This window comes from Variovorax sp. J31P207 (assembly GCF_030316965.1).
In the GTDB taxonomy this organism is placed as follows: Bacteria; Pseudomonadota; Gammaproteobacteria; order Burkholderiales; family Burkholderiaceae_C; genus Variovorax; species Variovorax ginsengisoli_B.
This window is the reverse complement of sequence record NZ_JASZYN010000002.1, coordinates 124,877-137,210: the sequence shown is the minus strand read 5'-3', so window position 1 is coordinate 137,210 and position 12,334 is coordinate 124,877. Positions and strand designations below refer to the sequence as shown.

Genomic DNA, 12,334 nt, shown 5'->3' with positions numbered 1-12,334 from the left:
TCTCTCTCTTCGACCGACGTCGCGTCCGCAGCGACGCGGGACAGCCCGCGCTTGTCAAAGCGCTGACATGTGCCGCGGCCATCATTGTGGCATCCAGAGTGTTTGTGGAAATTCGTGCAAGTGCAAGAGTTGCCTCATCGGCAACGAGACGCACCCGGCGCGCTCTGGAGCTTCGCCCACCCGACATCCGCTCACGAAAGAAAGAGATTCCATGCATGCGCGTTTCGCTTCCTCCTACTCCGAACCCCGGCCCGGTTGGCGCGCGGTTCTGCTCGGCCTCGCGACCGTCTTCGCGCTGAGTGCCTGCGGCGGCGGCGGCAGCAGCAGCGGTGCGATCCCTCCGGTCGCCGGCGGCACCGCGACCTCGCCCGGGACCCCTGCCACGCCCGTGGCGCCGGACACCTCCGCCAAACCCGAAATGCGCTGCGCGCCCTGATCCCCGTACGGAACCCCTCATGACTTCACGACGCAACTTCCTGCGCGGCGCCGCCACCACCGGCATCGCCGCCGCCACGCTCGCCTCCTTTCCGCCGGCCATCCGCCGCGCCCTCGCCATTCCGGCCAACAATGCGACCGGAACGATCATGGACGTCGAGCACGTCGTGATCCTGATGCAGGAGAACCGCTCGTTCGACCACTACTTCGGCACCCTCGCCGGCGTGCGTGGCTTCGGCGACCGGTTCACGATCCCGCTGCCCAACGGCCGCACCGTGTGGGAGCAGGAATACCTGGCCGGCCAGATCGTCACGCCCTACTACCTCGACAGCTCCAAGGGCAACGCGCTGCGCGTCAAGGGCACGCCGCACGACTGGAACGACGGCCAGAACGCCTGGGACGGCGGCCGCCTGAGCAAATGGCCCACCTACAAGAAGACATCGGCCGCGCCCTTCACGCAGTCGATGGGCTACTACCGGGAGGCCGAGCTGAAGTTCCAGTTCGCGCTGGCCAATGCCTTCACGGTGTGCGATGCCTACCACTGCTCGATGCACACCGGCACCAACTCCAACCGCAGCTTCCACTGGACCGGCACCAACGGACCGACCGGCGCCAACGTGGCGATGGTCACCAACGAATGGGACGACATCGGCCCCTCGACCCAGGGCTACGACTGGACCACCTACCCCGAGCGCCTCGAGAAGGCCGGTGTCAGCTGGATCGTCTACCAGAACATGCCGTCGAACTACACCGACAACCCGCTGTGCGGCTTCAAGCAGTACCGCCTCGCCAACGAGGCTTCGGGCAAGCCCGTGAGCCACGACGGCAGCGTGGTGTCGCCGGCCTATGACCCGGCCTCCGACAACGTCGGCAACCCGCTCTACAAGGGCATCGCCAACACGATGCCGGACGGCGGCTTCCTCGCCACCTTCAAGCAGGACATCCTGAACCGCAAGCTGCCGCAGGTCAGCTGGGTGGTCGGGCCCTCGACCTACTCGGAGCATCCGAGCCCGTCGAGCCCGGTGCAGGGCGCCTGGTACATCCAGGAGGTGCTGGACGCGCTCACCGCCGTGCCCGAGGTCTGGAGCAAGACCGTGCTGATCGTCAACTTCGACGAGAACGACGGCTTCTTCGACCACGTGCCCTCGCCCTCGGCGCCATCGAAGGACGCGGGTGGCGTTGCCGCCGGCAAGACCACGCTAGTCGATGCCGACATGGGCGTCGAGTACTTCACCCATCCGGCGCCCCCCGGCACGGTCGACCAGGACACGCCGGACGGCCGCGTGTACGGCCCCGGCATGCGCGTGCCGATGTATGTCATCTCGCCCTGGAGCCGCGGCGGCTGGGTCAACTCGCAGGCTTTCGACCACACGTCGGTGCTGCGCTTCCTCGAGGCCCGCTTCGGCGTCAAGGAGACCAACATCAGCGCGTTCCGGCGCGCGGTGTGCGGCGACCTCACGAGCGTCTTCAATTTCGCGACCCCGAACACCGAGGTGCTGCCGACGCTGGCCGGGCGCACGACCAAGGCCGCCGCCGACACGCTGCGTGCGTCGCAGGACGCGCTGACCCAGGTGGCGCTGCCCGGCACCGCGACCTTGCCGAAGCAGGCCACCGGCACGCGGCCCTCGCGCGCGCTGCCCTACGAGCTGCACACCAGCGCGCGCTGCGACGCCGCGAGCGGCAAGGTGCAGCTGCTGTTCGCCAACACCGGCAAGCAGGCGGCCGTGTTCCACGTCTACGACAAGCTGCACCTGGACCGCTTGCCGCGCCGCTACATGGTCGAGGCGGGCAAGACGCTGGACGACAGCTGGGCTGCGATGACCGACGACGCCGGGCTGTACGACCTGTGGGTGCTGGGCCCGAACGGCTTCCACCGCCACTTCAAGGGCGACCTCAATGCGCTGCGCGCCAACGACGTGGCCCAACCCGAAGTGCGTGTGTGCTACGACATCACGAACGGCAACGTGTACCTGACCATGATGAACACGGGCAAGAAGGCGGCCGGCTTCACGGTCAAGGCCAAGGCCTATCGCGGCGATGGCCCGTGGGCGGCCTCGGTCGCCGGCAACACCACGGTCGACCAGCACTGGGAGCTGGCCGCCAGCGGCCAGTGGTATGACTTCGCCGTGACCTGCGACACCGACCCGCGCTACTACCGGCGCTTCGCCGGCCGGGTCGAGACCGGCAAGCACACGGTCAGCGATCCGGCGATGGGCATGGCGGACCTCTGACCGGGGCGGCGCCGCGGCGTGCAATCATGGCGCTCGTTGCCGCGGCGCCCAGACCCTCCTTCCCATGCTCCAAGAAGAACGCTTCCTCCGCATCCGCAGCCTGCTGGCCACCTTCTCGCGCCTGAGCGTCGACCGCGTCGTGCAGGACCTGTCCGTCTCGCGCGAAACCGTGCGGCGCGACCTGCTCGAGCTCGAAGGGCTGGGCGAGCTGCGCCGGGTGCATGGCGGCGCCGTCGCCACGCCGGCCGAGCCCGAGCCGCCGCTGGCGCTGCGGTTGATTGCGCGCCAGAAGGAAAAGCGCGCCATCGCCCGGGCCGCCGTGGCACTGCTGCGGCCTGGCCAGACCTTGTTCCTGGATGCCGGCAGCACCACGTCGATCCTGGCCGAAGAGATCGCGACGCTCAGCGGCATGACGGTGATCACCAATTCACTGGCCATCGCACTCAAGCTGGCCGGTGCCGACGAAGGCCGGGTCGCGCGCAACGAGGTGCGCCTGCTGGGCGGCGCCATCGACGTGAAGACGCAGGCCACGCATGGCGAAGGCACGCTGGAGGACATCCGGCGCTTTCGTGCCGACGTGGCGCTGCTGTCGCCGGTGGGCCTGCATCCGAAGCACGGTGCCATGAGCTTCGAGCACCACGAAGCCGCCGTCGCGCGCGCCATGTCGGAACAGGCGCAGCAGGTGGTGGTCCTGGCCGACCACAGCAAGATCGGCCAGGCCAGCCGCGTGACCTACATCCGCAGCGCCGACATCGACGTCGCCGTCACGGACGCCAAGGCGCGCGAGGCCGGCGCGCTGGCGGCGCTGCGCAAGGCGTGCCCGCGCGTGATCGTCGCCTGAGGCAAGGGTATTCACCAAGCGGGCCGAAAGACCACATATTCGTATGATGTCCGGGCCCCTTGCGCGCCGGACGACGTGCCGGGGGCGCACGGCATTGTTCGTCCGTTGGCCGGTCGCCCCGACCGAGTCCTCCGAAGGAGACAGCAATGGTCATTCGCACACGCATTGCCGCGGCGGTCGCCGCATGCCTCGCAACCGGTGCCGTCATGGCGGCCGGACCGGCAGTGGTCAGCGGACCCGGCGAGAACCCGGCCTGCTTCAAGCCCTGGGACGCCAGCACCAAGTACTTCCAGTGGCCGGCCAAGAAGGGGCCTTACCGCATCGCGCTGGCCAACGGCTTCGTCGGCAACACCTGGCGCATCCAGATGATCAAGATGGCCAAGGCCTACGCGGCGACGCCGGAAATGAAATCGCAGATCAAGGAATTCAAGATCGTCTCCACCGGCACCGACGTCGCTGCCCAGATCGCGGCCATGGACAACTTCATCAACTCGGGCTACGACGCCATCGTGACGATCGCGGTGAACCCGACGGCCTTCGCGCCGGTCATCAAGCGCGCCAATGCCGCCGGCATCGTCGTCGTGCCTTTCGACAACGTGCTCGACAGCACCGAGGTGATGATGGTCAACGAGGACCAGACCGCGATGGGCGCGCAGTCGGGCGAATGGCTGGTGAAGAACATCCCGTCGAAGAGCGGCCGGCTGCTCGAGGTGCGCGGCGTTCCGGGCAACTCGGTCGACCGCGACCGCCACCTGGGCTTCCGCAAGGTGGTCGAGGCGCCGGGCAACAAGTTCGAGGTCGTCGAAGTGGTCGGCAACTGGGACGACGGCACGGCCCAGAAGGCGGTGGCCGACGCCGTGGCGGTGCACAAGAACTTCGACGGCATGTACACCCAGGGCGGATCGACCGGTTCGGTGCGGGCGCTGATCGATGCCAAGCACAAGATGATTCCGGTGGCCGGCGAGGCCGAGAACGGCTTCCGCAAGCTGTGCGTCGAGCGCGCCAAGGACGGCCTGCTGTGTACCTCGCTCGGTCAGTCGCCGGGACTGGTCGCGATCTCGATGAAGGCGGCCGTCGCGGCGCTGCAAGGCAAGGTGATGCCGCAGCTGATCTCGGTGCCGATCCCGACCGCCACCCACCCCGACTTCAAGGCCGGCGAGAACTACTTCCCCGATCTGTCGGACAACTTCTTCACCACCAACGACTTCCCGCCGTGCGGCGTGACGCTGAAGGCGACCGACATCATGTCGAAGGACGAGAAGAACAACTGACGCGACGGACGTTCGGTTTGGACCCGGTCCTCGAACTGGTCGACGTCTCCAAGCGCTATGGCGGCGTGCGGGCGCTCGACCGCGCGCAGTTCGCCTGTGCGCCCGGGCGCATCCATGCGCTGCTGGGCGAGAACGGTGCGGGCAAGTCGACCCTGATCAAGATCATGGCCGGGGTCGTGCAACCCGACGAGGGGCGCATCGTCCTCGAGGGGACCGATCGCCGCTTCGTGCATCCGCAGCACGCCGTGGCGGCGGGCATCGCCTGCATCTTCCAGGAGCTGTCGCTGATGCCGCACCTGAGCGTGGCCGACAACATCTGCATCACCAACCCGCCGACCCGCCTCGGCCTCATCGACCGTCGGGCCCAGCGCCGCGTGGCCGAGGCGGCGCTGGCCCGCGCCGGGGCGCAGGACATCCATCCGCTGGCGCCGGTCGACAGCCTCTCGCTGTCGCGGCGCCAGATGGTCGAGATCGCCAAGGCCCTGTCGCGGCAGCCGAAGATCCTGATCCTCGACGAAGCCACCTCGGCCCTCACCGCGGCCGACGTGCAGCGGGTCTACGGCCTGCTCAAGCGGCTGCGCGACGAGGGCCTGGCGATCGTCTACATCTCGCACCGCATGAACGAGATCGCCGAACTGGCGGACGAGTGCTCGGTGTTCCGCAACGGCCGGCACGTGGCGACCTTCGCCGCCGGCAGCCAGAGCGACGCGCAGACGGTCGAGATGATGATCGGCCGCGACATCGCACATGCCTTCCCGCCCAAGCCGCCGGCACGCGCTGCCGCCGAGACGGCGCCGCCGGCCCTGGACGTGCGCGGCCTGTCGTGGGGCGGCCGGCTGCACGACATCCGGCTGGCCGTGCGCCCGGGCGAGATCGTCGGGCTCGGCGGGCTCGATGGTCAGGGCCAGCGCGAGTTCTTCCTGGCGCTGTTCGGCGTCTTGCGCGGGGTGACCGGAGAGGTGCGCCAGGGCGGCGATCCGGTCTCGGCCGGCAGCCCGCGCCAGGCCAAGCGCCGCGGGATCGGCATGGCCCTGGTGCCGGAGGACCGCAAGACCGACGGCCTGATGCTGCCGATGTCGGTGCGCGACAACCTGAGCTTCGCGGCGCTCGATCGCCTGAGCCGGGCCGGTGTGGTCATCGCGTCGGCGGAGGCCGAGGCCACCGCCGCGATGGTCCGCAGGCTGTCGATCAAGGCGCCCGAACTCGGCGACCCGGTGGCGACGCTGTCGGGCGGCAACCAGCAGAAGGTCGTGATCGCGAAATGGCTGATGAACGCGCCGCGCATCGTGCTGCTGAGCGACCCCACGCGCGGCATCGACGTCGGCACCAAGCAAGAGATCTATGTACTGCTGCGGCGCCTGGCCGAGGAGGGCGCCGCCGTGCTGCTGTATTCGACCGACTATGCCGAGCTGATCGGCTGCTGCGACCGTGTCGCCGTGTTCTTCGACGGCCGCATCGTGCGCTGGCTGGCCGGCGCCGAGCTGACCGAGCACGCGCTGGTGTCCAGCGCGCTCAATCTCACGGCGGAGACCTTGCACTGATGCGCGAAGACTGGCGCTTCCGGTTGCGCGAGCAGCGCGCCTGCTGGACCGCCGCCGCCCTGTTCGTGCTGATCTTCGCGCTCTACATCGCCAAGCACCAGACCGGCTGGACCGTGCCGGTGCTCACCACCGCCGCCAACAAGGGCGTGCTGCTGGCGATCGTCGCGATGGCGCAGACGCTGCCGGTGCTGACCTCGGGCATCGACCTGTCGGTCGGCATGGTGTTCGTGCTGGCGAACTGCCTCGCCTCGCACCTGGTGGTCGGCACGCCCCTGCAGGCGGCGGCCGGCGTGCTCGTCGTGCTGGCCGCGGGCGCGCTGTGCGGCTGGATCAACGGCGCGATCATCGTCTATGGCCGGCTGCAGCCGATCATCACGACGCTGGCCACCGGCGCGGTCTATTTCGGCCTGGCGCTGGGCCTGCGGCCGGTGCCGGGCGGCGACGTCCATGCCGGCCTGGCCGACGCGCTCACCGGCGCGCTGCCGGGCGGCGTCCCGGCGATGCTCGTGGTGCTGCTCGCGGTGGTCCTGCTGGTCTGGCTACCGTTTCGCCGGTCGGCGGTCGGCCGCGCGGCACTGGCGATCGGCTCGGCCGAAGCGGCGGCCTACATGTCGGGCGTGAACATTGGCCGCACCCGTCTCGTGACCTACACGCTGGCCGGATTGCTGGCGTCGATCGGCGGGCTGCTGCTGACTTTCGTCACCTATTCCGGCGAGGCCTCGGCGGCGATCGGCGGCGTCTACACCCTGAACTCCATCGCCGCCGTGGTCATCGGCGGCACCTCGCTCGCCGGCGGCGCGGGCAGCGCCATCGGCTCGGTGTTCGGCGCGCTGGTGCTGCGCACCATCGGCGACCTGCTCTTCGTGTTCGATCTCGAGCCGCTGTGGCAGCCGCTGTTCCAGGGCGTCATCCTGCTGGCCGCGGTCAGCCTCGGGGCGCTGCGGCTGCTGAAGGTCGACAACCGGCTCGACCTCTTCAAGTGACGCCGCCATCGTGACTGCGCTCGCCCTTCGCCTCCGGCGCTCCCGCCATTTGCCGGTCGTCGCGGCGGCGGCCTGCACGCTCGGGCTGCTGCTGGTCGGCAGCCTCTACTCGAGGAACTTTCTTTCGGCCGACTACCTGCTGCTGCAACTGCAGATCGCCTCGTTCCTCGGCCTCGTCGCGACCGGCGCGATGCTGGTCATCCTGCTGGGCGGCATCGATCTGTCGGTGCCCTGGCTGGTGACGGTCGGCGGGGTCATGTCGGCGGCCGCGGCCGGCTGGTGGGGGAGTGCCGGCGAGTGGCTCGCGATTCCGTTCGGCATTCTCTGCGGCTGCCTGTTCGGAATCGTCAACGGCATCGGCGTGGCCTACCTGCGCGTGCCGTCGATGATCTTCACGCTCGGCATCAACGCGGTGGCCCAGGGCCTGATCGTGGTCCAGACCGGGGGCTTCGCGCCGCAGGACCGCGCCACGCCGGCCATGCACCTGCTGGCCACCGGGCGCTCGCTGCTCGGCATTCCCAATCCGCTGCTGGTCTGGATCGTGGTGGGCGCCTGCACCCTGTTCCTGCTGCACCGCACTACGCTGGGCCGCGCCATCTACGGCGTCGGCAACAGCGAGCGCGCCGCCTACCTGTCGGGGGTGGACACGCGTCGGGTCACCCTGCTGTGCTTCGCGATCGCCGGCGCCTGCTCGGCGGCGGCCGGCGTGCTGCTCACCGGCTATTCGACCAAGGCCTACCAGGCCATGGGAGACGCGTATCAACTGCCCGCGATCGCCGCCGTCGTGCTGGGCGGGACCCACATCCTCGGCGGCCGGGGCTCCTATGTCGGCACGGTGGTGGGCGTGATCCTGATCACGCTGCTGCAGTCGATCCTCTCGGTGATGCAGATCCCCGAGATGGGGCGCCAGGTGATCTACGGCGCGGTCATCATCGCGATGCTGCTGATGTATGGCCGGGGGCGCCGGCATTCGCAGTAGTCTCCAGCGGATAGCCGGCCTCGCGCCAGGCCTTCATGCCGCCATCCAGCGCCACCGCGTGCAGGAAGCCCATCTCCCGCAGGGTCGCCGCCGCCAGGGTCGAGATGTAGCCCAGCTCGCAGCAGGTCAGGATGCGCCGCGTCGGGTCCGGCAGCTCCTGGTTGACGCGCAGCTCGAGCTGGCCGCGCGGCAGCAGCCGGGCGCCGGGGATGTGGCCGGCCTCGAAGGCATCGCGTTCGCGCACGTCCAGCACGATCAGGTCGTCCTCGGCGGCCTCGACCCGACCCTTGAGCTCGACCAGCGACATGAAGGGCACCGACGAGGTGGCTTCGGCCAGCAGCCGGGCCACGGTCTTGCCGCCGCTCATGTTGGTGCGCAGGGCTTCCGTGATGTGGGTCGGCATCGTGAGGTTGAGGCCGCGCATCATCTCGACGAAGGCGGCGCGTTCGCGCTTCTGCAGCCGCGGGTTCGACGCCAGCTCCTCGGCGATCGTCGAATGGCTGCGGCCCTTGTAGTCGTGGGCCGGGTACACCTTGAGTGCGGGGTCGAGATGCAGCACCCGGTTGAAGAGGCTGTCGTACAGGGCCTCGGGGTCGCCGCTGGGCAGGTCGGTGCGGCCGGTGCCGCCGATCAGCAGGGTGTCGCCGGTGAAGAGCCGGTCGTCGACCTGGATGCACATCGAATCGGCCGTGTGGCCGGGCGTGTGAAGCACCTGCAGGCGCATCTGGCCGACCACGATCATCTCGCCGTCGCCGAGCCGCATGTCGACGAAGGGCGCCGGGCTGGCCCGCTGCATCACGACCGGCACGCCGAGCTGGCGCGCCAGTTCCTTGGTGGCCGAGAAATGATCGGCGTGGGTGTGGGTGTCGACGAGGTAGCGGATGCGCACCCCGTTCTGGGCGGCGAGGGCCACGTAGTGGTCGATCTGGCTCAGCGCCGGATCGATCAGGACGGCGGCGCGGGTCTCGTCGCAGCCCACGAGGTAGGACTGGCAGCCGCCGGTTGCAACTTGCTCGAAGATCATGGTGGGGACCTCGCTGGCGGTCGAGTCTAGCGGGCTCTGCGGCCAGGGGAAAGCGCCCTTACGATAGCCGCATGTCCGACCTGCCACCACTCGCCATCCTCGCCGCCCGCGTCGGCGCCACCCTGAAGGAGCGCGGCGAGACGGTCGCGGTCACCGAATCCTCGGCCGGCGGGCTGGTCTCGGCGGCACTGCTGGCGATACCGGGGGCCTCGGCTTTCTTCCTCGGCGGCGCCGTGGTCTACACCCGGCGCGCCGGCAGGGCGCTGCTCGGCCTGACGCCCGCCGACGTCGCCGGTCTGCGCGGCGAGACCGAGCCCTATGCCGCGCTGGTCGCCAACCGGGTCCGCCAGCAGCTGCGCGCCACCTGGGGCCTGGCCGAAAGCGGTGCGGCGGGCCCGTCGGGCAGCCCTTACGGCGACGCGCCAGGCCATGTGTGCCTGGCGGTCGCCGGCGCCGCGACGTCGACCAGGACCATCGCGACTGGCGAAGCCGAACGGGCGTTGAACATGGACCTGTTCGCGCGCCACCTGCTGGCGCTGTTCGACGACGTGCTGCGGCAGCCCTAAGACGGCGCTCCGGGCTCCTTGCCGGCCAGCGCCTGCGCGAACTCCGCCGACAGGCCGCGCAGGTGCAGGTCGCTCTGCGGCCGGGGCACCTCGATGCCGGCTTCCGCCAGGCCTTCGCGCACCGCCACCGCCAGGTTGCTGCGCACCACCACCCAGCTGACGCTGTCGGTGGTCCAGGCGCGCAGGCTGAAGTCGAGGGCGCCGGCGGTCAGGCCGGTCATGAGGGCGGCGGGTTCCGGCACGGTGGCCACGCCGTCGACGCTGCGGGCGATCGCGAGCAGCAGCTCGATGGTGGTGCGCGGGGGCACGTCGGGGCCGGTGCTGACGTTGATGTCGATGCGCCGGCGCGTGCCCCGCAGCGTCCAGTTGACCAGCTTGTCGGCCAGCAGCATGCCGTTGGGCACCACCACGTCGGCGCCTTCGAAGGTGGTCACGATGGTGGCCCGCATGCCGATCTGGCGCACCGTGCCGGACATGCCGGCGACATCGACCACGTCGCCCGGCTGGATCGGCCGCTCGAACATCAGGATCAGGCCGGCGACGAAGTTCTTCACGACGTCCTGCAGCCCGAAGCCGATACCGACGCCGAGGGCGCCGAACACGATGGCCAGCTGCCCGATCGGGAAGCCCAGCACGGCCAGTGCCGACAGCAGGCCGACCAGCAGGATCGTGTAGTAGGTCAGGGTCGAGATGCTGTTGCCCACGCCGCGCGTGAGGGCGAGCGAAGGCAGGATGTCCTCGGCCAGCAGCATGCGGATCGTGCGCGCCAGCCAGAAGGCCAGGAAGGCGGCGGCCACGAACGCCGCGATGTTCCCGAGGCTCAGCGACACCACGCCGATCGTGAATCCGTAGGAGAGGATCGCCAGCAGGAAGTCCGACAGCGGACGATAGATGCGAAATGCCTGCAGCCCGATGACGACGCAGGCGACCGCCATCAGCGTGCGGCCGATCCTGGCGCCGGCGTCGATCAGCGAGCTGGTGTTGCGGGCCCCCGGGCGCGCCGGCCCGGGCCGCGCCAACAACACCCTGAACAGCGCCACCAGCACCGTGGCGCCGGCATACATGACCAGGGCGAGGTAGCTGGTGTCGAGCACGGCGCTGGTCAGCATGGCCGACAGCGACAGGTTGCCGAGCAGGTTGGAGACCGCGGCGGCCGCGAGCACCGCCGAGGCGGCGCCCAGCAGGTAGATCATCGGGGTCGGACTGGACGGCGCGTCGGCGGTCGCGGCGGCGCGGCGCGCCCGCGCGACCAGCCAGACCAGGGTGCCGGCCATCGCCAGGTCCATCGCGAGCAGCATGCTCCGGTACAGGAATTCGTTGCCGAGCAGCAGCGAGGCCAGCACGTTCAGGAAGTAGAAGACGGCGCTGAGATAGGCCCAGGGGCCGACGGCCTGCAGGATTCGCTCAGGCAGCAAGCGGAGCACGGGCACCCACGCCAGCAGCATGGCCGCCTGCTGGCGGATGGCCGGACCCTGGAAGTCGAACACCACCGCACCGAGCGCCAGCAGCACCAGCCAGCAGGCCCAAGGGCGGGTCAGCGCCTGGAGCGAAGCGGCGCTCGCATGGCCCTGGGCGATCAGCTGCCCGGCGCGATGGCGCAGCCAGAACAGCAGCGGCAGCAGCACCAGCCAGACGGCCACCAGCACGCGCAGCACGGGTGCGTTCGCGGCGTCGTGGTCGCGCGCGAAGGCGGTCTCGATGGCCAGGCTCTTGCGCAGGCTGGCGTTGGCCGTCTCGGAAGCCCGGCCGGCGGTGGCGCCCTGCCACAGGGCCGGCGAATCCATCGACAGCAGGCGCCGGTCGAGTTCCTCGACCTGGGTCTGTACCGCCGCCTGGCCGGCCTCGACCTCGGCCGCGAGCACGCTCGCCTTGCGGCCGAGGTCGAGCAGTTCGGCCAGGGGTTGCGCGACCCGCTGCTCGGCTTGCTCGATCTGCGCGATCAGCTCGTCGATGCGCTGCAGCAGCGCCGGCGCCAGCGCGGTCGACGCTGCGCGCGTGGCCTGCCAGGCGGTGCGGCGGGCGGCCAGCGAGGCGGCGTCTTCGGCGTGCGCGTGGGTGGTTCGCGAGAGGCGGGCGCGGCCGTCGGCGATCTCGCGGGCATAGAGCTGCCAGTGCCTCTGCAGGCTCTCGAGGCGGCGCACCGGCAGCGCGGCGAGGTCGGTGCCGGTGGACAGCGCCGACAGCGCCTCGACGGCGGTGGACTGGCGGGCCAGAACGTCTCTCGAGCGTTGCAGTTCTTCCGGCGACGTGGCGCGGCGCATGGCGGCCTGGACGAACTGCTCGTCGGCGTCGGCGCGGGCCGTGATGTCCGCGGTTGCGATCGGGGAGGCCGCCGTGGCGGCGACCGGTGCGTCGGCTGCCGTCGCCGCCTGCGCGCCGATGAGCCACAACGCGCAGGCGATGAAGGCGAGGAGGCGCGTGGGCATGGTCGGTTGCGGCGATGTTGCTTGCGAATCCTGAAGG

At 70.0% G+C, this 12,334-nt stretch carries 10 protein-coding genes; 8 read left to right on the top strand and 2 right to left on the bottom strand.

Features of this window, described 5'->3' with window-relative positions; genetic code table 11:
- The first annotated feature begins 211 nt into the window (after positions 1-211).
- The 7 genes from QTI68_RS06255 to QTI68_RS06225 all read left to right on the top strand — a co-directional run bounded on the left by QTI68_RS06255 (position 212) and on the right by QTI68_RS06225 (position 8,281).
- Complete coding sequence (locus QTI68_RS06255; RefSeq protein ID WP_286520389.1) at positions 212-436, top strand: hypothetical protein; 225 nt, start codon at positions 212-214, stop codon at positions 434-436.
- Positions 437-455: 19 nt separating this feature from the next.
- On the top strand, positions 456-2,666 hold the full coding sequence (locus QTI68_RS06250) for a phosphocholine-specific phospholipase C (protein WP_286520388.1): 2,211 nt from the start codon (positions 456-458) through the stop codon (positions 2,664-2,666).
- 64 nt (positions 2,667-2,730) lie between these two features.
- On the top strand, positions 2,731-3,507 hold the full coding sequence (locus QTI68_RS06245; protein ID WP_286520386.1) for a DeoR/GlpR family DNA-binding transcription regulator: 777 nt from the start codon (positions 2,731-2,733) through the stop codon (positions 3,505-3,507).
- A 146-nt stretch (positions 3,508-3,653) separates the two neighbouring features.
- Positions 3,654-4,778, top strand: a complete 1,125-nt coding sequence (locus QTI68_RS06240; RefSeq protein ID WP_286520385.1) for a sugar ABC transporter substrate-binding protein — start codon at positions 3,654-3,656, stop codon at positions 4,776-4,778.
- Between the two features lie 17 nt (positions 4,779-4,795).
- Positions 4,796-6,319: a sugar ABC transporter ATP-binding protein gene (locus QTI68_RS06235; protein ID WP_286520384.1), complete on the top strand. Its 1,524-nt coding sequence runs from the start codon at positions 4,796-4,798 to the stop codon at positions 6,317-6,319.
- Positions 6,319-7,302: an ABC transporter permease gene (locus tag QTI68_RS06230; RefSeq protein ID WP_286520382.1), complete on the top strand. Its 984-nt coding sequence runs from the start codon at positions 6,319-6,321 to the stop codon at positions 7,300-7,302. Before QTI68_RS06235 ends, QTI68_RS06230 begins: the two co-directional genes overlap by 1 nt.
- A gap of 10 nt (positions 7,303-7,312) precedes the next feature.
- Positions 7,313-8,281 carry an ABC transporter permease gene (locus QTI68_RS06225; RefSeq protein ID WP_286520380.1) on the top strand — a complete coding sequence of 323 codons (969 nt, stop codon included), beginning with the start codon at positions 7,313-7,315 and terminating at the stop codon, positions 8,279-8,281.
- On the opposite strand, the gene QTI68_RS06220 is transcribed toward QTI68_RS06225, so the two are convergent.
- Complete coding sequence (locus QTI68_RS06220; RefSeq protein WP_286520378.1) at positions 8,232-9,305, bottom strand: MBL fold metallo-hydrolase; 1,074 nt, start codon at positions 9,303-9,305, stop codon at positions 8,232-8,234. The genes QTI68_RS06225 and QTI68_RS06220 overlap by 50 nt on opposite strands.
- A gap of 71 nt (positions 9,306-9,376) precedes the next feature.
- Here QTI68_RS06220 and QTI68_RS06215 point away from each other — a divergent pair, with 71 nt between their 5' ends.
- On the top strand, positions 9,377-9,871 hold the full coding sequence (locus tag QTI68_RS06215) for a CinA family protein (RefSeq protein ID WP_286520377.1): 495 nt from the start codon (positions 9,377-9,379) through the stop codon (positions 9,869-9,871).
- Here the strand turns inward: QTI68_RS06215 and QTI68_RS06210 are convergent.
- Complete coding sequence (locus QTI68_RS06210; protein WP_286520376.1) at positions 9,868-12,297, bottom strand: mechanosensitive ion channel family protein; 2,430 nt, start codon at positions 12,295-12,297, stop codon at positions 9,868-9,870. The genes QTI68_RS06215 and QTI68_RS06210 overlap by 4 nt on opposite strands.
- Between the last annotated feature and the right edge of the window lie 37 nt (positions 12,298-12,334).

Coding starts and splice junctions, on each gene's coding strand:
- QTI68_RS06215 (WP_286520377.1), top strand. CDS start 9,377: ATGTCCGACCTGCCACCACTCGCCATCCTCGCCGCCCGCGTCGGCGCC.
- QTI68_RS06240 (WP_286520385.1), top strand. CDS start 3,654: ATGGTCATTCGCACACGCATTGCCGCGGCGGTCGCCGCATGCCTCGCA.
- QTI68_RS06255 (WP_286520389.1), top strand. CDS start 212: ATGCATGCGCGTTTCGCTTCCTCCTACTCCGAACCCCGGCCCGGTTGG.
- QTI68_RS06250 (WP_286520388.1), top strand. CDS start 456: ATGACTTCACGACGCAACTTCCTGCGCGGCGCCGCCACCACCGGCATC.
- QTI68_RS06245 (WP_286520386.1), top strand. CDS start 2,731: ATGCTCCAAGAAGAACGCTTCCTCCGCATCCGCAGCCTGCTGGCCACC.
- QTI68_RS06230 (WP_286520382.1), top strand. CDS start 6,319: ATGCGCGAAGACTGGCGCTTCCGGTTGCGCGAGCAGCGCGCCTGCTGG.
- QTI68_RS06220 (WP_286520378.1), bottom strand. CDS start 9,305: ATGATCTTCGAGCAAGTTGCAACCGGCGGCTGCCAGTCCTACCTCGTG.
- QTI68_RS06210 (WP_286520376.1), bottom strand. CDS start 12,297: ATGCCCACGCGCCTCCTCGCCTTCATCGCCTGCGCGTTGTGGCTCATC.